Source organism: Halorientalis sp. LT38 (assembly GCF_037031225.1).
Lineage (GTDB): Archaea > Halobacteriota > Halobacteria > Halobacteriales > Haloarculaceae > Halorientalis > Halorientalis halophila.
This window is the reverse complement of record NZ_JAYEZN010000001.1, coordinates 2,442,655-2,460,406: the sequence shown is the minus strand read 5'-3', so window position 1 is coordinate 2,460,406 and position 17,752 is coordinate 2,442,655. Positions and strand designations below refer to the sequence as shown.

The 17,752-nt window shown below is 69.1% G+C and carries 21 protein-coding genes; 11 read left to right on the top strand and 10 right to left on the bottom strand.

From position 1 onward, the window contains the following. The first annotated feature begins 46 nt into the window (after positions 1–46). Positions 47–664 carry a hypothetical protein gene (locus U5918_RS12680; RefSeq protein ID WP_336001721.1) on the top strand — a complete coding sequence of 206 codons (618 nt, stop codon included), beginning with the start codon at positions 47–49 and terminating at the stop codon, positions 662–664. Positions 665–689: 25 nt separating this feature from the next. On the opposite strand, the gene U5918_RS12675 is transcribed toward U5918_RS12680, so the two are convergent. Together U5918_RS12675 and U5918_RS12670 are read right to left on the bottom strand one after the other, a co-directional pair. Next, entirely contained in the window at positions 690–1,034 is a 345-nt protein-coding gene (locus tag U5918_RS12675; protein ID WP_336001720.1) for a nuclear transport factor 2 family protein, read from the bottom strand. A 61-nt stretch (positions 1,035–1,095) separates the two neighbouring features. After that, positions 1,096–2,343 (bottom strand): redoxin domain-containing protein, encoded by a 1,248-nt coding sequence (locus U5918_RS12670; protein ID WP_336001719.1) that lies wholly within the window; start codon positions 2,341–2,343, stop codon positions 1,096–1,098. 52 nt (positions 2,344–2,395) lie between these two features. Here U5918_RS12670 and U5918_RS12665 point away from each other — a divergent pair, with 52 nt between their 5' ends. Beyond that, on the top strand, positions 2,396–2,914 hold the full coding sequence (locus U5918_RS12665; RefSeq protein ID WP_336001718.1) for a DUF367 family protein: 519 nt from the start codon (positions 2,396–2,398) through the stop codon (positions 2,912–2,914). Positions 2,915–2,941: 27 nt separating this feature from the next. Here the strand turns inward: U5918_RS12665 and U5918_RS12660 are convergent, their stop codons facing one another. Further along, entirely contained in the window at positions 2,942–3,985 is a 1,044-nt protein-coding gene (locus tag U5918_RS12660; protein WP_336001717.1) for an enolase-like domain-containing protein, read from the bottom strand. A gap of 84 nt (positions 3,986–4,069) precedes the next feature. Between U5918_RS12660 and U5918_RS12655 the strand changes: the two genes are divergently transcribed. Beyond that, the gene (locus tag U5918_RS12655) at positions 4,070–4,219 is read left to right on the top strand and encodes a 50S ribosomal protein L40e (protein WP_336001716.1); all 150 of its coding nucleotides are present in this window, start codon (positions 4,070–4,072) and stop codon (positions 4,217–4,219) included. Here U5918_RS12655 and U5918_RS12650 read toward each other — a convergent pair. Further along, positions 4,216–4,758, bottom strand: coding sequence for a hypothetical protein (locus tag U5918_RS12650; RefSeq protein WP_336001715.1), 543 nt, complete (start codon positions 4,756–4,758; stop codon positions 4,216–4,218). The two genes, U5918_RS12655 and U5918_RS12650, sit on opposite strands and share 4 nt — an antisense overlap. A 92-nt stretch (positions 4,759–4,850) precedes the next feature. Next, positions 4,851–5,462 (bottom strand): MBL fold metallo-hydrolase, encoded by a 612-nt coding sequence (locus U5918_RS12645; RefSeq protein ID WP_336001714.1) that lies wholly within the window; start codon positions 5,460–5,462, stop codon positions 4,851–4,853. 79 nt (positions 5,463–5,541) lie between these two features. Between U5918_RS12645 and U5918_RS12640 the strand changes: the two genes are divergently transcribed. From U5918_RS12640 to hisH, 4 genes are all read left to right on the top strand, one after another. Next, on the top strand, positions 5,542–5,733 hold the full coding sequence (locus tag U5918_RS12640) for a DUF5786 family protein (protein ID WP_336001713.1): 192 nt from the start codon (positions 5,542–5,544) through the stop codon (positions 5,731–5,733). Beyond that, positions 5,730–6,308, top strand: a complete 579-nt coding sequence (locus U5918_RS12635; RefSeq protein WP_336001712.1) for an endonuclease dU — start codon at positions 5,730–5,732, stop codon at positions 6,306–6,308. Before U5918_RS12640 ends, U5918_RS12635 begins: the two co-directional genes overlap by 4 nt. 61 nt (positions 6,309–6,369) lie before the next feature. After that, complete coding sequence (locus U5918_RS12630) at positions 6,370–6,954, top strand: uracil-DNA glycosylase (RefSeq protein WP_336001711.1); 585 nt, start codon at positions 6,370–6,372, stop codon at positions 6,952–6,954. A 116-nt stretch (positions 6,955–7,070) separates the two neighbouring features. Then, a complete protein-coding gene (hisH, locus tag U5918_RS12625) occupies positions 7,071–7,718 on the top strand; it encodes an imidazole glycerol phosphate synthase subunit HisH (RefSeq protein ID WP_336001710.1) in 648 nt (215 codons plus the stop codon). Positions 7,719–7,760: 42 nt separating this feature from the next. On the opposite strand, the gene U5918_RS12620 is transcribed toward hisH, so the two are convergent. The 4 genes from U5918_RS12620 to truA all read right to left on the bottom strand — a co-directional run bounded on the left by U5918_RS12620 (position 7,761) and on the right by truA (position 13,229). After that, complete coding sequence (locus U5918_RS12620) at positions 7,761–9,185, bottom strand: PAS domain-containing sensor histidine kinase (RefSeq protein WP_336001709.1); 1,425 nt, start codon at positions 9,183–9,185, stop codon at positions 7,761–7,763. Between the two features lie 81 nt (positions 9,186–9,266). Then, a complete protein-coding gene (gene pan2 / locus U5918_RS12615; protein ID WP_336001708.1) occupies positions 9,267–10,487 on the bottom strand; it encodes a proteasome-activating nucleotidase Pan2 in 1,221 nt (406 codons plus the stop codon). A 91-nt stretch (positions 10,488–10,578) separates the two neighbouring features. Continuing rightward, positions 10,579–12,369: an oligoendopeptidase F gene (gene pepF, locus U5918_RS12610; protein WP_336001707.1), complete on the bottom strand. Its 1,791-nt coding sequence runs from the start codon at positions 12,367–12,369 to the stop codon at positions 10,579–10,581. A 32-nt stretch (positions 12,370–12,401) separates the two neighbouring features. Next, positions 12,402–13,229 (bottom strand): tRNA pseudouridine(38-40) synthase TruA, encoded by an 828-nt coding sequence (gene truA, locus U5918_RS12605; RefSeq protein ID WP_336001706.1) that lies wholly within the window; start codon positions 13,227–13,229, stop codon positions 12,402–12,404. A 106-nt stretch (positions 13,230–13,335) separates the two neighbouring features. On the opposite strand from truA, the gene U5918_RS12600 reads away from it, so the two are divergent. The 4 genes from U5918_RS12600 (at position 13,336) to U5918_RS12585 (ending at position 17,117) form a co-directional block, all read left to right on the top strand. Next, complete coding sequence (locus tag U5918_RS12600; protein ID WP_336001705.1) at positions 13,336–13,758, top strand: universal stress protein; 423 nt, start codon at positions 13,336–13,338, stop codon at positions 13,756–13,758. Positions 13,759–13,924: 166 nt separating this feature from the next. After that, the gene (locus U5918_RS12595) at positions 13,925–14,710 is read left to right on the top strand and encodes a hypothetical protein (protein ID WP_336001704.1); all 786 of its coding nucleotides are present in this window, start codon (positions 13,925–13,927) and stop codon (positions 14,708–14,710) included. A 229-nt stretch (positions 14,711–14,939) separates the two neighbouring features. Next, positions 14,940–15,983 carry a helix-turn-helix transcriptional regulator gene (locus U5918_RS12590; RefSeq protein WP_336001703.1) on the top strand — a complete coding sequence of 348 codons (1,044 nt, stop codon included), beginning with the start codon at positions 14,940–14,942 and terminating at the stop codon, positions 15,981–15,983. Between the two features lie 135 nt (positions 15,984–16,118). Beyond that, on the top strand, positions 16,119–17,117 hold the full coding sequence (locus U5918_RS12585; protein ID WP_336001702.1) for a hypothetical protein: 999 nt from the start codon (positions 16,119–16,121) through the stop codon (positions 17,115–17,117). A gap of 38 nt (positions 17,118–17,155) precedes the next feature. Here U5918_RS12585 and U5918_RS12580 read toward each other — a convergent pair whose 3' ends face one another. Beyond that, positions 17,156–17,719 (bottom strand): cupin domain-containing protein, encoded by a 564-nt coding sequence (locus U5918_RS12580; RefSeq protein ID WP_336001701.1) that lies wholly within the window; start codon positions 17,717–17,719, stop codon positions 17,156–17,158. Between the last annotated feature and the right edge of the window lie 33 nt (positions 17,720–17,752).

The following is a 17,752-nucleotide window of genomic DNA, read 5'->3' as shown; positions in this document are numbered from 1 at the left end:
TTCGCCAGGTCCGAACCACTTTCCTCGCTGCTGCGGTACTGTTCCTATGTCGTTCACACTACTCACCCGATCGGCGTCGAAGGCGACCGACCAGCCCGCGGCGGTCGAACGGGAATCGACACCGGGCGGCCGCGCGCTCGCGCGGAAGGCGGCGATGATCGCGGCCATCGGCCTCCTCGCGTATCTCGCGTATCGACGGTCCAGCGAGGAGGTGCGTCCGACCGAGACCGTGAGGAATCGCGTCTTAGCGAGCGGCGGCCGGCCGGCGACGGGCGAGGAGGCCGTGACCGACGAGGACCCGACCGACGAGACCACCGATTCCGACGAGGGGGACCTGCCCGACGAGCTCGCCGGGGACGAGGTCGCCGGAACGACGGACGCGAACGGAGAGCCCACCGAACCGGGAACGACGGACGCGGACGAGGACGTCTCCGAGGAGACCGGCACCGTCGAACACGACACGGGATACGAGGGCATGGGGCAGAACGACACCGCGACCATCGACCCCGAGTCCAGGGAATCCGAGCCGACCGGATCGGGCCAGGAGGACGTCGCGGGCGGAGAACCGGAGCGCGAGACTGCACCGGACGAGGGCTCGAACGACGAAGACGCGGCGGGCGGAGACACGGAGGGCGGAGACGCAGCAAACGAGGACGCGAACTGAGCCCTGTTTCCGCCCGGGCCGAACGCTACCGGGTGTACGTGCGGATCGCCGCGACGTCGGCTCCCTCGAAGGCAAACACGTCGACGAACGAGACGATCGGCTCGTCGTCGGAATCCAGCAGGCGGCCCCTGACGGCAACCTCGCCCGCGTCGCTCACCTCACCGTCGCTTTCGTACACGGCGTCAAGCGGGTGGCTCGTCTCCGTCATGGGTCGCTCGTCGCGCATGAAGTCCACGAACCGCTCGCGGCCCTCGATGGTGCGGTCGGGCCGGTAGTGGACGAACCCGGGGGCCAGCATGTCGGCCAGCGCCTCGTAGTCGTGGTCGTCGAGAGCCCGGTAGTACGCCCGGGCGGTCGCCTCCTGATCCATACCCGACCATGGCGACCGGGGACCGAGAAACCGGCGGTCCCCCGCGTCCGGCGGTGGCCGGTCACTCCGTGGGGTCCGTCAGGTCCAGTTCGATGTCATCCTCGTCGTCATCGTCGGCGTCGTCCGCGCCGGTCGTCTCACCCTCCGCGTCGGCTCCCGTCTCGGCAGGTGGCTCCTCGGGGTCGTCCTCGGCGTCGGCCGGCGGATCGGAGCGGTCGCCGTCCCCGTCGCTCGTGGCGTCGCCGTCCGTCATCTCGAACTCGACGGCGCTGGACACGCCGTCGGGGTCGACGTCCTCCACGGCGGCGTCGACGTCGTCCTGTTCGCCGGGGTCGCCGCTGGCGTCCCCGCCGGGTTCGGACGACCGGTCGTCCTCGGCGGGGTCGGTCGGCGCGTCGAGGTCGTCGGCCGGCTCCTGCTCCCGCGTCCGGGCCGTGCCGTCCTCGTCGAGCGTGAAGTCGTCGGGGTCGGGCGGTTCGCCGATGTCGCGAGCCGTCTCGAGTGGCGTCTCGGCGTCCTGTCTGAGTTCGTCGGCCTCCTTCCCGTCGCCGCTGGCGTACTCGCTCGCCGAGTCGGCCAGCCACTCGGCGGCCTGCCAGAGCGCGGTGGCTTTCTCCTGGGCGCGCTCGAATCCCTCCTCGAGGGGTTCGGACTCGGCGAAGCGGACGGCGCTCTGGAACTGGTCGGCCGACTCCTGGAACTCCTCCATCGCCCGCTGGAAGTCGCCCTGCGCGATCAGCCAGTCGCGCTCCTCGTAGCTCTTCATCGCGCTGGTGAACGCGCGGCGGGCCTCGATGTAGTGGGCGTGACCGACCCGGTAGCGACCGACCGCCGTCGAGTCCCCGCCGATCGAGGAGACGGCCTCGCGGACCGCATCCACGTCCGGTCGTTCTTCCAGATCCGCCGTCGACCAGGCGTACTGGACGACGCCCTCCTGGTCGATGACGAACACGGCCCGCTCGGCGAGCAACTGGTCGCTCTCCAGGGCCACGTCGTAGGCCGCGACGGCCTCGCCGTGGGTGTCGCTCAGAAGCGGGATCGAGAGCGAGTACTCCTCGGCGAACGCCCGGTGGCTGAACACGCTGTCGGTGCTGACGGCGAAGATGTCCACGTCGCGCTGCATGGTGAACAGGTCCAGTTCCGTCAGGTCACACGAATCCTCGTCGCAGGCCGGGTTGAAGTCGGCGGGATAGAAGGCCAGCACGACGATACCCCGCCCCACGTAATCGTCGAGGTCGACGTCTCTCGGCGCCCCATCGACGACGCCGGGTAACGTGAACGTCGGTGCCTCCGCCCCTTCCTGTAGCACAATCGAACCTTGATTGCAAGGGTCTTAAAGCCTGACCGCGTTCGTCCAGTCGATGGGCGCATACGACCTTCACGTCCGCTACGAAGGCAACGACGATCCCGACAAGTGCAGCGCCCGCAAACTCGCGCGGTTCGACCTCGCGGAGCTCCACAAGGCCACCCGCTCGACCCCGCCGGGGATCGTCCTCAACCCCTTCGCGGATCGGGTCCTCTCGCCCGAGGACGGCGTCGGCCGCGGCGCGCGCCACGACCGCCTGACCGCCCTCGACTGCTCGTGGGAGACCGCCGAACGCGAGGCCTTCGACCTCGAGGGGATCCACCGGGCGCTTCCCTTCCTCGTCGCGGCCAACCCCGTCAACTACGGGACGCCCTTCGAGTTGAACACCGTCGAGGCCTTCGCCGGCGCGCTCTGTCTCCTCGGCGAGCGCGAGCAGGCAGAAGAGATCCTCTCGAAGTTCACATGGGGCCACACCTTCCTCGAACTCAACGAGGAACCGCTCCGCCGCTACGCCGACTGCGTCGACGCCGACGAGATCCTCGCGGTGCAGGACGACTACCTCGAGACGCAGTGACCGACGCCGGGCGGTGACCCCGCACGCTCACTCCCAGCGGAACCCGGCCGGGTCGGCGGGCGGATCGAGCGGGCTCGCGGGGAGGTCCCCCTCCAGTTCTGGATCGTTGTACGCGCCGGGAGCCACGTCGTTCGGCCCATCGGGGTAGAACAGCGAGGCGAGCGCCTGGATCTGGCCGCGACCCACGCCGAGTTCGAACTGGCCGCCGCCGTACATCCGAACGTCGCGATCCAGACAGTACTCGATCGTCTCGAACAGCGACCGCACGCTCCCGAACCTGGAGGGTTTGATATTGAGCCAGTCGGGCTCGAAGGGGAGCGCCTCGACGCTCTCCAGCCCGGTGATCGGCGCGTCCCAGGAGACGCGACCCTCGCGGCCCTCGAAGAGCGGGCGCGTCTCGTCGGTGAGCCGCGGGTCCTCGATCACGGCCTCGGGGAACGAGTCGAGGACCAGTTCGTAGAGGTCGGGGTCGGCCGGCGCGTCCACCTCGGTCCCCTCGTACTGCCCTTTGAGGTCACAGATCCGAACCGGGGCGAGGTCGGCCACCGCGGCGGTCAGGTCGGGGGTCCAGTCGGTCGTCGGGTCGAGTTTGAACTGCAGGTCTGGCCGGAGGTCGAGCAGGCGCTCGAGCCGGTCGGTCGTCGGCGGGTCGCCCAGTCGCGTGCTCACGACGAAGGTGACGGGGTCGTAGCTGCGGTCGAGAACGGTCGCCAGATCGGTCCCCTGCTGCCGGAGCGCCAGGTCGAGCCCGGCGCTCTCGACGGCCCACCGGCGGTAGTGCCGGAAGTCCTCGCGCTCGGGCGGCGACGGGAACAGGTCCAGGTCGCCGACCAGGTCCGAGAACTCCCGAAAGGTGTACTCGCCGGTCAGGTCCGGCAGTCCCGATTCGACCAGTTCGCGCTGGTCGGCGGTCTCGTAGGTGACGTCCTCCCCCAGCCCCGTCTCGCCGTTCCCCGAGAGCGCGACGGTGGTCGTGGCGCGGGCGAATCCGCTCGAGGTGTCCCGCTCCCTGAGCCGAAGGTCGACCTCTTCGACGGCGAGGGGCAGGTCGGCGACGCGGTCGAAGTCCATATCTCCCGTACTGTCGGGGCGGACAAAAAGCCCGTCCGCGTGGGTCTCGGAACACTTAACCGCGACGACCGGAAACGGACGCGCATGGCTACGTTCGAGAAAGCGGAAGGGCGCGTGCTGGACAAGATGATCTGCATGCGGTGTAACGCCCGCAACCCGAAGGGCGGGGACCGCTGCCGGAAGTGCGGCTACGGGAACCTCCGACCGAAGAACCGCGAACGCAACGCGGCCTAGAGTTCTCGCAGCGCTTCTCTCGCGGCGTCGCTCACGGTCGGATCGGAGTGGCGTCGCAGTCGCTCCAGCAGCGGTTCCGCGTCGTCGATCCCGGCCGCCGCGGCCGCGTGACTGAGCCCCTGGGCTTTCTCCGGGTCGACGTAGACGTCCCGCCCCGCGGCTCTGTCGGCCTCGAGTTCGGCCTCCAGCGAGTCGAGCAGCGCCCCTGCCGCCGCCGCGACCGCGTCGGGATCCTGCCTGGCGACGTGCTCGATCGCCCGCGCGAACGCGCCGCGCTGCTTCGATCCGATTCCCTCGAGCACCGCCGTCGCCTCCAGCAGGTCGGCGACGTGCGGGTGCAACAGCGTGGGTCGCCGTTCGGCCAGCGCTACGACCCCGTCGGCAGCCGCGCGCGACACCGCGTGGTCCTCCGGGTCGATCGCGAGCGCCACGAGCGCGTCGACGTCGACCTCTTCGGGGGCCGTCTTGGCCGTGCCGCGGAGTCTGTTGGCCGCCTCCAGGGGCGTCTCGCCGCCGAAGACCCAGTCACGCAGTCCCACGATCGTTCGCTTCGAGGTGAGTCACGGGACCGTAATAATCTGTTCGCATACGAACGCCCCGCCCTTTTTAGCCCCCAGCCGTGGTCGGGTCCCTACTCGTTGGGGTACTTCGGCTCGCGCTTCTCCGCGCGCTCGAGTGCTGTTTCGACGACGTCGCGCACGTCACCGTGGAAGGTCCCGCCGTGGCCGGCGTACATGTGTTCGACCCCCTCCGGGAGCCGGTCGAGCAGGTCCTCGATGCTCTCGATCAGGCGCTCACGCGACTGGCCGGCCATGTCGGTCCGGCCGAAGGAGCCGTAGTCGAACGCGCCGTCGTCGTGGACGACGACGTCGCCGCTGAACAGGCTCGACTCGCTCACCAGAGAGACGTGGTCGTCTGCGTGGCCGGGCGTGTAGACCACGTCGAAGGCCTCGTCGCCGATCAGCACCTGATCGCCGTCCTCGAGTTCGACGCTGCGCCGGTCGTGGTCGGCGTAGGCGTAGCACTCGGCGTCGAACTCGTCGAGGACGGCGTCGAGTTGTGCCACGTGGTCGCCGTGCTGGTGTGTGAGCACGACGGCGGCCAGGTCGCGAGTGTGGTCACGGATCCGGTCGACGACGCCGTCCATCGCGCCGGCGTCGACGAGGACCGGCCGCTCGCCCGTCGCCAGGTAGGCGTTACAGGTGAAGGTCTCAGCACCCTCCGTGACGTTGTACACGTCCATGTCAGTGTGGTCTACCGGGAGCGGTTTCAGCGTACCGACCGGCGGGATACTTTTTACGCTGCAGGTGTTATTAACACACATGGGTTTTGGGAGCTACGACGAGTCCGAACAGGACAATCAGGACTACGATACTGATTTCGAAGACGAAGACGGCGTATCGACATCGGAGAACACACACGACGGCGACGTGGAATACGAGTTCAAGGCCTCGAACGACGAGCTACTCGACAAGCTGAAACACATCAAAGAAGAGGAAGACGAGAACACGTGAAACCCGGGGTCCGCGCGCTCGGGATCGCCGAGTCCTTCCGCGCGGACCGGAGCACGCTCGCTGCCGCCGTCGTCCGCGCCAGCCGCGTCGTCGACGGGTTCGCGTTCGAGACCTGCACCGTCGGCGGGACCGACGCCACAGACGCCGTCTGTGCCCTGTTCGACGACCTGGGCCGCGAGGATCTCCGATACGTTCTCCTCTCCGGGATCGCGCCTGCCTGGTTCAACCTCCTCGACCTGCACCGCCTCGCCGACCACGTCGACCCGCCGGTTCTCTCCGTGACGTACGAGGAGAGCGACGGCCTCGAACCCGCCCTGCGCGAGCAGTTCGAGGGCGACGCCCTGGAGCGCCGGCTGGAGACCTACCGCGCCCAGCCCGCCCGTGAACGCGTCACCCTCGGCGGAGACAGTGACGGCGACGACGAGACCGTCTTCGTCCGGAGCGTCGGGCTGGACGGCGACGAGGACGCGGCAGCCATAGTCCGCGCGTTCACGCCCGAGGGCGGCCGCCCGGAACCGCTCCGGGTCGCGCGCCTGGCCGCCCGCGGGGCCGACGACTTCCGCCATCGGTGCTGACCCCGCGGCGACTCGCCGTCGCGGGCGACTCACTTTTGGTTCCGCCTGCCGGAGCGACTCCATGGGCGAGATGGAGGACCTCGACGTGATCGAGTGCACGCGCTGTCCCGACCTGGCCGCGTGTCGCAGTCGGATCGTCAACGGCGTCGGCCCGGCGGACGCCGACCTGCTGTTCGTCGGCGAGGGACCCGGCGCGAACGAGGACGAACAGGGCGAACCGTTCGTCGGCCGGAGCGGCACGGTGCTGGACGACGCGCTCCGCGACGCCGGGCTGGCACGGAGCGACGTGCGGATCACCAACTGCGTGCGCTGTCGACCGCCGGAGAACCGCGACCCCAGCAAGGAGGAACTCGAGAACTGCCGGGAGTACCTGGAGCGGGAGATCGACCTGATCGATCCGACGGCGATCGTCACCCTCGGCAAAGTCCCCAGCGAGCACCTGCTGGAGCGCGACGTCGCGGTGACGGGGGAGGCCGGCAACACCGTCGACTGCGAACTGGGCGGCCAGACCCGGACCGTGTTGCTCTCGGTCCACCCGGCCGCGACGCTGTACGACCGGAGTCAGGAGGAAGCCTTCGAGGCGACGATCCAGCGGGCCGCCGACCTCGCCGGATCGGGCGGGCAGTCGACGCTGGGCTCGTTTTGAGCACCCCTGTTCGCTTCGCTCACAGGAACACCGGGAGAGCAAGCTCCCCCGAGCTCCAGCCTCACAGGTTCGGCTGGAACGGAACTGACTTGGCCGGGACCGGTCTACCCCGACACATGAACGCGACGCAGACGGCCGCAGAGGTGGTCGTCGTCGACTACGGCCTGGGGAACCTCCGGAGCGTCACCCGCGGACTCGAACGCGCGGGCGCGAGCGTCGATATCGTGGAGGATCCGGGCGCCTTCTCCCGCGCCGACGGGATCGTCCTCCCCGGCGTCGGCGCGTTCAGCGAGGGCATGGAGAACGCCGGCCCGTTCCGGGATGCGCTCGCCGACGCCGCCGCCGACGGGACACCGCTGTTCGGCATCTGTCTCGGGATGCAGATGCTGCTCACCACGAGCGAGGAGGCCGAGCACGCGGGCCAGGGTGGCGCAGAGGGGCTGGACCTGATCCCCGGCACCAACCGCCGGTTCACCGGCGACCTGAAGGTCCCACACATGGGCTGGAACGAACTCGAAGTCCAGCGTGACCACCCGCTGGTCGAAGGAGTCGACGGGGAGTACGCCTACTTCGTCCACTCCTACTACGCCGAACCCGAGGCCGATCACGCGGTGGTCGCGACGACCGATTACGACCGCGACTTCCCCAGCATCATCGCCGACGAGGCCGGGAACGTCTTCGGGACGCAGTTCCACCCGGAGAAGTCCGGGGAGACGGGGCTGCGGATCCTGCAGAACTTCGTCGAGATCTGCGCCGAGGCGTGACCCCGGTACTGACCCGGCCGCGAGCGTGAGCGAGCGGCCGGATCAATCGAGTTGATCGACGGCCTCGGCTGCGAGCGGCAGCGACACGGTGACCGTGTTCCCGCCCTCGGGGCTGGTCTCGAAGGCGATGTGGCCGTCCGAGAGGTCGACCATCCAGTAGACCAGCCAGAGGCCGAGGCCGCTGGTGTGGGTGACGCCGTTCATCTCCTGTTCGCCGGTCAGGATGCGGTACTCGTACTCCGGGATCGGCGGGCAGGCGTCCTGGATCTCGACGACGGCGCGGTCGGCCGTCCGGTCGGCCGTGATCCGGATCCACGGGGCCGATCCCTCGGCGTGCCTGGCGGCGTTGTCCAGCAGTTCCCGGATCGCCCGCCCGATATCCTCGAGCGCGTGGGCGGCGAGGGCACTCGGCAGGACCGTCTCGACCGTCGCGTCGGGGTACCGGTCGGTCAGCGCCGCCACGGCGCTCTCGATCGCGGGCACGAGGTCGACCCGACAGGGCGCGACCGGCCCGGTGAGCAACTCGATGGTTCGGCGCTGTTTCTCGGCCTTGTGGAGCAACTCCGTCGTCGACCGCTCGATGGCGTCGGCGTGTCTCTCCGGTTCGTCGTCGGGATGTTCCCCCATGTACTCCGCGTGGCCGAGGACCGTGTTGAGGTCGTTGCGGAGGTTGTGCCGGAGGATCGTGTCGATCACGCGTAGCTGCTGTTCCCGCCGTCGCCGGTCGGTGACGTCCCGCGTGAAGCCGACGATCCGGACCACGTCGCCGTCGTCGTCGAAGATTGGCTCGGCCTGGACCCAGGCCCAGCGGTTGTAGTCCTGGTTCGGGTTGACGCGAAACTCGAAGTCGACCGACTCGCCAGCGGAGAGGCGGTCCATCGCGTCTCTGACCGTCGCCCTGTCTTCCGGGTGGATCACGTCTATCAGCCGGCTCGGGTCGTCCTCGATCACCGATGCGGGCTGGCCGTAGATCGGTTCGTAGGCCTCGTTCAGGAAGAGCACCTCCTCCCAGTCCGCCGAGAACATCCACAGCACGTCGGTCGACTTGGCAGCCAGTTCCTCGAGTCGGACAGTGGTCTCGTCGCGCTGGCGCTGGGCCGCGACGCGTTCGGTGATGTCGCGCGAACTGACGACGTAGCGCTCGCCGTCGGTCGACGGATCGGCGAGTGCCGCGAACCGGCTCTCCAGCCAGACGTACTCCCCGTCGCTGGTCCGGTGGCGGTACTCGATCGTCCCGCCCCCGCCCTCGGGCCCGTCGACCACCGCCGCAAACCTGGCCGTGACCCGGTCGCGGTCGTCCGGGTGAATATAGTCGAAGGCCTCTTCGCCACGGAGTTGCTCCGGGTCGAAGCCGAGAATGTCCTCGGTCGCCCGGTTGAGGTAGCGGAACACCCCCTGCTCGTCCAGCACGACGATCTTGTCCTGGGCGTGGTCGAGCAACGCCGTGGCAGGGCCTGACCACTCCATCGTTTAGTCCAGTTCCCGCGCGGGCAAAAGGCTGCTGGGCGATACCACGTCGCAGATCCCGGAAGAAACCGCCCGCGACCCTCAGTAGAAGGCGATGGGGCCCGTCTCGGATCCGTCCGCGTCGGTGACCTTCTCGCGGGCCTCCTCGAAGTCGGCCATCCGGACCTCGGTGCGGCCGTCGCGGATGGCGAACATCCCGGCCTCGGTCGTGAGGCTGGCCAGTTCGGCGCCGCTGAACCCGTCGGTCTCGGCGGCGATGGCGGCCAGGTCCAGGTCCGCCGCGAGGTTGAGGTCCTTCGTGTGAATCTCGAGGATGCGCTCGCGACCCTCGGCGTCCGGTTCGGGCACCTCGATGAGGCGGTCGAACCGGCCTGGGCGGAGGATGGCGCGGTCGAGCATGTCGAAGCGGTTCGTCGCGGCGATGATGCGGATCTCGCCGCGGTCCTCGAAGCCGTCCATCTCCGAGAGCAACTGCATCATCGTCCGCTGGACCTCGGCGTCGCCGGAGGTCTTCGATTCGGTCCGCTTGGCAGCGATGGCGTCGATCTCGTCGATGAAGATGATGGCCGGTTCGCGCTCGGAGGCGAGTTCGAACAGGTCCCGGACCAGCCGTGCGCCCTCGCCGATGAACTTCCGGACGAGTTCGGAGCCGGCCATCTTGATGAAGGTGGCGTCGGTCTCGTTGGCGACCGCTTTGGCGAGCATCGTCTTCCCCGTGCCGGGCGGGCCGTGCAGGAGCACGCCGCTGGGCGGATCGATGCCGACCTCGCGGAACTGTTCGGCGTTGATCAGCGGTTCCTCGACGGCCTCGCGGACCTCGCGGATCTGCTCTTCGAGCCCGCCGATGTCGGCGTAGGTGACGTCGGGGCTGTGGTCGACCTGCATCGCCTGCGCCCGGGCGTCGGTCTCGGCGTCGAGCAGCGTCTGGACGGCGAAGGAGTCGTTGATGGCGACCCGGTCGCCGGCCTCCAGTTCCTCGCGGAGGTTGGGCGACACCTCGGTGAGGACCTCCTGGTTGTTGCCGTGCTGTTTGACGACGACGCCCTCGTCGGTGACTTCTTCGGCGGTGGCGATGTACAGCGAGGAGGTCTTGAGCGTCTCGTTTTCCCGTTCGAGGCGGTCGACCTCGCCGCTGAGGTCCTCCCGGCGCTCCTGGGCCGCGTCGAGTTGACTCGTCAGCTCCTCGTTGACCTGTTCCAGCTTGATAAAGTGCTCCCGTAACGCATCCAGCCGCTCGTCCGGAGACATCTCCGGATCGAGATCGAGTCGCGGCCGGTCCGGAAGCGACGGACTCCGGGACATCTGAGTGTCGGTGCTAACGGGTGCTCGTAAAAGGGCCTTTGGGTCGCGGCCATCCCCGACGGATCGCCGCGATCGGCCCGCTCGCCCCGTCTCAGGACAGCTCGGCGAACTCGTCGAGGTAGTCGCCGTAGACGGAGAGTGCGGACTCCACCGGCTCCGGCGAGGCCATGTCGACGCCGGCCCCCCGGAGCAGTTCGAGGGGATATTCACGGGAGCCCCGGCGCAGGAAGTCGACGTACTGCTCGGCGGCCGTATCGCCGTTTTCGAGGATCTCATCGACCAGCGCCACGGCCGCACTGATGCCCGTCGCGTACTGGTAGACGTAGAAGGCCCGGTAGAAGTGCGGGATGCGCATCCACTCGCGTTCGATCCGGTCGTCGAGTTCGGCGGGTGCGTAGTAGTCGCCCTTCAGGTCGCGATAGAGTTCGTCCAGGCGGTCCGGCGTGAGCGCCTCGCCGGCCTCCGAGAGCTCGTGCGCGCGGTGTTCGAACTCGGCGAACATGGTCTGGCGGTAGAGCGTCGACCGGAACCGCTCGAGGTACTCGTTGAGGACGTGCCGGCGCAGCCGTTCGTCGTCGACGGTGTCGAGCAGGTGGTGGGTGAGCAGCGTCTCGTTGACCGTCGAGGCCACCTCGGCGACGAAGATCTCGTAGCCCGAGTAGACGTAGGGCTGTTCCTCGCTCGTCAGCTGTGAGTGCAGCGAGTGGCCGAGTTCGTGGGCCAGCGTGTACATCGAGGAGACGTCGTCCTGGTAGTTCATGAGGATGTACGGCTGGGAGTCGTAGGTCCCGCCGCTGTAGGCGCCCGACTGCTTCCCGTCGGTCTCGTAGACGTCCACCCAGCGCGACTCCAGACCCTCCGCGAGCCGCGACTGGTACTCTTCGCCCAGCGGCGCGACGGCCTCGGTGACGTACTCGCGGGCCTCCTCATAGGTGACCTCGGGGCTCTCGCCCTCGACCATCGGGACGTAGAGGTCCCACATCCGCAACTCGTCCGCCCCGATCGACTCGCGCTTGAGGTCGGCGTGGCGATGGAGCTGGTCGAGGTTCGATCGAACGGTGTCGACCAGGTTGTCGTACACCTCGACGGGGACGTTCGGACCGTCCAGCGCGGCCTCGCGTGCGGTGTCGTAATTGCGCGCCCGGGCCAGTTTCCCGTCCGTCTTGACGCTGTTCTTGTAGGCCGCTCCGACCGCGTTGCGGACCGTCGCCCACTCGTCGTAGAACTGCTCGTAGACCTCCCGGCGGAACGCCCGGTCCGGATTCTTCTGGAGGGTGGTGAAGTTGTTGAGCGTGATCCGCCGGGTCTCGCCCTCCGGATCTTCGACGGCCGGGAACTCCATGTCGGCGTTGGCGAGCGTGTTGTACACCTCGCCGGCCGCGCCGGTGACCTCGCCCAGTTCGGCCAGCAGGTTCTCGATCTCGGCCGAGCGGGTGTGGTCTTTCATCCGCAGGACGTCGTCGAAGTAGTGCTCGTAGGTCTCGAGGTCCGGTTCGGCGTCGACCATCTCGTCGACGTCGTCGCGGTCCAGTGCCTGCAGTTCGGGCTCGATAAAGGAGGCGGCGCTCTGGGCCTCCGAGGACAGCGACTGCGACCGCGCGAGCAGCGCCTGGTAGTGGCTATCCGTCGTGTCCTCGTCGCGGCGCATCCGCGCGTAGGAGGTCACGTTCGACACGCTCCGCATGATCTCCTCGCGCAGTTCCAGCACGTCGAGCAGCGTCCCGGCGTCCTCGGTCACCCGGCCCTCGTAGGCCTCCAGGTCGGACAGCCGTTCCTGGACGGACTCGAAGGCGTCCTCCCACGCCTCGTCGTCGGCGTAGAGGGCTTCGAGGTCCCACTTGTACTGCTCGTCGATGTCGCTGCGCTCGGGAACCGAACTCATGCGGTGGCGTAGGAAGGGGGCGCGGTAAGCCTTTACGCGTCGTCCGGGGCCCCCTCGACCCCTGCCGCGAGATCGACGGCCACCCGCTCCCGCGTCGCGTGCCTGACCCGGCGCTCGCGGAACACCGCCCGCGCGCTCGCCGCCGCGTCGGGATCGCGCTCGAAATCCAGGTCCGGGTAGGACACGGCCGCGAGCACCAGCGGTTCGGCCGGCGCGGGCGACACGCCGGCGGGACCCGGCAACGGCTCTGGTGCCAGGACCCGATCGACGGCGCCCGGATCGCGTTCGTCCCGACCGACGGCCGCGACGAGCGAGACGAGCCGGCGCACCAGCTGACGGGCGAACCCCCCGGCGCCGACCCGGACGATCAGGAAGTCGCCGTCACGTCGTATCGAGCCGTCGAGGTCCCGCACCGTCCCGGTCTCGTCGGGCGTCAGGTTGTGGAAGTCGTGCTCGCCGGAGAGCGCGTCGAGGGCGTCCCTCGCGCGGTCGTCGTCGACGGTCGCCGGCGGCGCGTGGAGGTGGTAGACGTACTCGCGACGGGTGGCGTCGTGGGTCGCGTGAAAGTCGGCGGGCGCGTCGGCGACCGCCCAGGCTCGCACCCCGGCCGGGAGTTCGCCGTTGAACGCCGCCGGGGAGAGCCAGTCGGGCGCGTCGAAGGCGACGGTCTGGGCGACCGCGGAGACGCCGGCGTCGGTCCGCCCGGCGGCCGCGTACCCCGGCGGCGTGTCGGCGTCGGTTCCCAGCACGTCGAGGTCCCGGAGCGCAGACAGAATAATGTCCTCGACGGTCGCCACGTCGGGCTGGCGCTGGAAGCCGTGGAACGGCCGCCCGTCGTAGGCGATCCGGTAGGCGCGCATGGGTCCAGCGTGACCTGCGAGGGCGATGAGGGTTTCGACGCGATGCCGGCGGCTCCGGACTGCGCTGGTCCGCCGAACTAAGTACCGGCCGCTCTAACGAGTAGCTATGTATCACGTGTTACTCGCGACCGAGGACCATCCGTCGGCGCTCGTCGAGACGATCACCGATCTCCCGTCGGGCGCCGAAGACGTCGAAGTCACCGTCCTGAACGTCTTCGAGGAGTTCGAGGTCCACGACGAGGGGCAGTCGGTCTCCTCCGAGGACCTCTACGAAGAAGAACGCGTGCCCGACGGCGTCACCGAGGCCGTCGACGCCCTGGAGGCTGCCGGCATCACCGCGCGGATCCGCCACGAACACGGCGACCCGGCGACCGTCATCCTGGAGACGGCAAGGGACCTCGACGTCGACGCCATCGCGGTCCACGGCCGAAAACGCTCGCCCGTCGGGAAGGCCCTCTTCGGGAGCGTCACGCAGGCCGTCCTGCTCGACGCCGACCGACCGGTCTTCGTCGCGACCGGCGACGACTGACACCCTATTTATACCTTTCGACCGTTCAACGGCGTCGTTCGGTGTCGTTGAACGAAACCGCGTGACGTGAACGGTCTCGGAATCGCTGCAATCGGCTGCCAACGTGGCCAAACCGGCGCCAGCGCCATCCCTTTATATACACCTCCCGGCTCAAGCGAGGGATGCAATGCGCCTGAACACCCGCATCGGTTCGCTGCTGCTGGCGCTCGCGGTGGTCCTCACCGCGACGGTGCCCGTGGCGGCGGCCGCGAACACGGACGCGACGCACAGTATGGAGAACGAGACGGCCGGCGACGCCGAGGCCCAGGCCGGGGCCGACGTCGCGGTCACCGCGTCGGTCGCGGGGAGCGCGAACGGCTCCGCTGACGGCGACGCCTCGGTGAGCGCCGACGCGTCGGCGAACGCTGCGGCCGACGGTGACGCCCGCGCGGACCGCGGCGAGGCCGCCGCGAACGGCTCCGCCGACGTGTCGGGTGACGGCGAGGTCACCCTGCCCTTCGGCGTCGTGATCGACCTGCCGTTCCAGGGCGACGCTGACGCCGAGGCCGACGCCGAGAGCGAGGCCGACGCCAACGCGTCCCAGAAGGACGGCGACGGCAAGCCCGACTTCGTCGCGAAGCTGCTCGGCGCCCTCGGCGTCGAGACCGGCGCTGACGCGTCGAGCGACGCAGACTCCAGCGAGAACGACGCAGACTCCAGCGAGAACGACGCGGAGGCCGACGAGAACGATTCCGAGGCCGACGGCGAAACCCGTGCCGACGCCGAGGCCAGCGCTGACGTCAGCGTCGACGCCGAGGTCAGCGGCGAGGCCAGTGGCGAACTCGACGACGCACGCGAGGACGCGAGCGACGCGCTCGAGACGGTAGACGACGAGACCAGCGAGGAGCTGAGCGACGCAAACGAGGAGCTGAGTGAGGAGGTCGACGATCTCCAGTCCGAGCTCGCGGAGTAATCGACTCCCTCAGGTCGAGCGCGGGATCCACCCATCTGCCCCTCCCCACACCCCCAACGCTCCCAACACCCCCACACTCCCCCACCCGAACCCCCAGACCCCAATCCCCCACACTCCCACCCCATGACGTCCGATTCCCCCGCTGACGCTTCGCTGCTGGGCGTTTCCGCGCCACGTTTCACAACCGAAGATAGAATACCGATACCCGATCTATCACGTTACAGACGGAATGAGACGAGTTTCCCGGTGGCTGCTTGCGAGCGCGATCCTCGTCGCCGCCTGCCTGCTCGGCGTCGGTTCGGCGACGGCGACCAAGGCCCAGACCGCGGGCACGGACAACGAGTCGCTGTCGGCCGACAGCACGCTCATCCGGGTCGATACCGCCGCCGACGGTGACGCCACGTGGGAGATCCAGTACCAGTACTACCTGACCGAGGCGGGCGAGGAGGAGGCCTTCGCCTCCTACCGACAGGACGTCGAGGAGAACCGCTCGACCTACACCGACGACTTCGGCGCGGACCTCCGACCGACAGTCCGGGCCGCCGAGAACGAGACCGGCCGCGAGATGGCGCTCTCGAACGTCACCGTGACGGTCCGGCGACAGCGACTGGCCCAGCCGACCGGCATCGTTACCTACAGCTTCGGCTGGTCGGCCTTCGCCGGCACGGACGGTTCGACGCTCCGGATCGGCGACGCCATCGGCGGGTTCTACCTCGGCCCCGACACGCGGCTCACCGTTACCTGGCCCGACGGCTACGAGGCGACGAGCGTCACCCCGGAACCGGACGACCGGCGCAGCGATCGGGTCGCTTGGGACGGGGAGCTGGGATTCGCCGCGACGGAACCACGCGTCGTGGCCGAGGAGAGCACCGATCCCGATCCCGATCCCGCCGGCGCGGGCGGGTCCCCGTGGCTCGCGGTCGGACTCGTCGGTCTGCTGCTGGCCGGCCTCGGCGCCAGCGGCGTGCTGTACGTCCGTCGCCGCTCGACGGACGACGGCGCACCACCCGCCGTGGGTCCGGCGGCCGCGGAGACTGCGGCGGGAGACGACGATCGACCCCCGGCCGAACTCCTCAGCGACGGGGAACGCGCGCTGGCCGCGCTGGACGACAGCGGCGGGCGGATGAAACAGCAGGAACTGGCCGACGCCTGCGACTGGGGCGACTCGAAGACCAGCAGAGTCGTGAGCCGACTCCGGGACGACGGCGAGATCGAGGTGTTCCGGCTCGGCCGCGAGAACGTCATTGCAAGACCGGAGGAGACCGATGACTGACCGACCCACCCACCCAGAGACCCGGACGCACGCCGAGCCAGCGACCGCGTCCCCGCGCGAACTCGATAGAATCGACTGCAAACCGGCGCACGCGACCTGCGGATACAAGTCCACGAGGGCCCTCTCATGAATCCCATGCGAACCACCGTCGTCGCCGCGCTCGTCGCCTGCCTCGTCGTCGGCGCCGCCATCCCCGCCGCGGGCTACCTCGCCGATGCGGGCCCGGCCGTGACCGACGACGCCGCGACCGACGGGTCGGCCCAGGCGGCGTCCGCGACGACGAACCACGACGCCAGCGGGACGCAGGGCGCGACCGCCAACGTCACCCACACGTCGGGGAGCCGGCTCGCCGGCACAGTCGGGAGTCAGCAAGCCGACATCGCCGCCGAGATCGACACGCGGACGCTACTCGTCAGGCTCGGCCGCGCCGACTCCGCCAGCGAACGCGCTGCGGTCCTCTCCCTGCTCGAGGCCCGGACCGACGAGCGACTCGGCGCCCTCTCCGACCGCCGCGAGCGCATCCGGGCGGCGGCCGAGAACCGGTCGATCTCCGCCGGCGAGTACGCCTACGTCGCCGCCTCGGTCTCGGTCGAAGCCGCCGCGAGCGAGCGACTGGCCGAACGCGGCGAGCGCGCCGCGACAGACCTCCCCGAGAGCGTCGCCGCCGAGTACGGCGTCTCCGCGACCGCGTTCGAGGCCCTCGGCGACCGCTCCCGGTCCGTGACCGCGTCGCTCGAAAGCGACGTCCGGGCGTTCGCAGGTGCCCGCGTCGCCGCGAATCTGACCGGCGAGGCCGCACTCGACGCGAACCTCGACGCCAGCGACCTGCTCGACCGTCTCAACGAGACCGTCGATCCGGGGAACCGGACGGACTGGTCGCCCGACGACGAGACGCTCGAAGACGTCCTCGGCGGCCTCGACGAGGGCGACAGCTCCGACGGCGAGAACGAGTCACTCGACGGGATCGTCGGTAACCAGTCCGACGGCGGACTGCTCGATGGCACCGACGAGAGCGAGACGACCGACGGCGGGCTGCTCGACGGGATCGAGAACGAGACGACGACCGACGGCGGACTCCTAGAGGGTTCCGACGGGGATTCGGAGACGGATACCAGCGGCGGGCTGCTGGGGTAACGGCCGAAACCGGCGAGTGATTTCGACTGCGGGGACCGTCAGCAGTCCACCGGTTCGACCCAGATCGTCGCCGGTTCTCCGTCGGGGATGCCGAGGAAGACCGCGTACGCACGCGCCCCTTCGTCCTCGCTCAGATTGTCGGCGTTGTGGATCACGCCGGGATCGAAGAACCCCTCGCCTTCCGCGTAGGTCCGGGGGACGCAGTCTCGCTCCCAGGTGACTTCGACGTCGCCTTCGAGCACGCTGACGAAAACCACCCCGGGGTGGCGGTGCCAGCCGGACGTGCCACCCGGCTCCCACGTCACCTCGGCGACGATCATCGTCGAATCGTCGTCGAGGTGCGCGTGCGCGCCGATCGGTGGGCCCTCGTCCTCGCCCCCAGTGCCGGTAAAGGAGAGCGAGAACGTCGCCGCCAGTTCGTCCGGGAACGGCGTGTGCCCCTGGAGGACCTCGATCTCGAAGCCATCGGGTTGGTCGACGGCGGAATCCCCCTCGGGTGTGCCCCCGTTCTCGTCCTCCTGGCCACTGCTCGCGGACGCGGATCCACCCAGCGCGAGCAGCCCTGCCCCCACCGTGCCTGCTTTCAGGAGCGTTCGACGCATGATACTGTCAGATAGAGTGCCTTTCCTGGTCAT

Excerpts from the sequence above, each read along its gene's own strand:
- U5918_RS12680 (WP_336001721.1), top strand. The coding sequence starts at position 47 with ATGTCGTTCACACTACTCACCCGATCGGCGTCGAAGGCGACCGACCAG.
- U5918_RS12675 (WP_336001720.1), bottom strand. The coding sequence starts at position 1,034 with ATGGATCAGGAGGCGACCGCCCGGGCGTACTACCGGGCTCTCGACGAC.
- U5918_RS12665 (WP_336001718.1), top strand. The coding sequence starts at position 2,396 with ATGGGCGCATACGACCTTCACGTCCGCTACGAAGGCAACGACGATCCC.
- U5918_RS12660 (WP_336001717.1), bottom strand. The coding sequence starts at position 3,985 with ATGGACTTCGACCGCGTCGCCGACCTGCCCCTCGCCGTCGAAGAGGTC.
- U5918_RS12655 (WP_336001716.1), top strand. The coding sequence starts at position 4,070 with ATGGCTACGTTCGAGAAAGCGGAAGGGCGCGTGCTGGACAAGATGATC.
- U5918_RS12645 (WP_336001714.1), bottom strand. The coding sequence starts at position 5,462 with ATGGACGTGTACAACGTCACGGAGGGTGCTGAGACCTTCACCTGTAAC.
- U5918_RS12640 (WP_336001713.1), top strand. The coding sequence starts at position 5,542 with ATGGGTTTTGGGAGCTACGACGAGTCCGAACAGGACAATCAGGACTAC.
- U5918_RS12630 (WP_336001711.1), top strand. The coding sequence starts at position 6,370 with ATGGGCGAGATGGAGGACCTCGACGTGATCGAGTGCACGCGCTGTCCC.
- hisH (WP_336001710.1), top strand. The coding sequence starts at position 7,071 with ATGAACGCGACGCAGACGGCCGCAGAGGTGGTCGTCGTCGACTACGGC.
- U5918_RS12620 (WP_336001709.1), bottom strand. The coding sequence starts at position 9,185 with ATGGAGTGGTCAGGCCCTGCCACGGCGTTGCTCGACCACGCCCAGGAC.
- pan2 (WP_336001708.1), bottom strand. The coding sequence starts at position 10,487 with ATGTCCCGGAGTCCGTCGCTTCCGGACCGGCCGCGACTCGATCTCGAT.
- pepF (WP_336001707.1), bottom strand. The coding sequence starts at position 12,369 with ATGAGTTCGGTTCCCGAGCGCAGCGACATCGACGAGCAGTACAAGTGG.
- truA (WP_336001706.1), bottom strand. The coding sequence starts at position 13,229 with ATGCGCGCCTACCGGATCGCCTACGACGGGCGGCCGTTCCACGGCTTC.
- U5918_RS12600 (WP_336001705.1), top strand. The coding sequence starts at position 13,336 with ATGTATCACGTGTTACTCGCGACCGAGGACCATCCGTCGGCGCTCGTC.
- U5918_RS12595 (WP_336001704.1), top strand. The coding sequence starts at position 13,925 with ATGCGCCTGAACACCCGCATCGGTTCGCTGCTGCTGGCGCTCGCGGTG.
- U5918_RS12590 (WP_336001703.1), top strand. The coding sequence starts at position 14,940 with ATGAGACGAGTTTCCCGGTGGCTGCTTGCGAGCGCGATCCTCGTCGCC.
- U5918_RS12585 (WP_336001702.1), top strand. The coding sequence starts at position 16,119 with ATGCGAACCACCGTCGTCGCCGCGCTCGTCGCCTGCCTCGTCGTCGGC.
- U5918_RS12580 (WP_336001701.1), bottom strand. The coding sequence starts at position 17,719 with ATGCGTCGAACGCTCCTGAAAGCAGGCACGGTGGGGGCAGGGCTGCTC.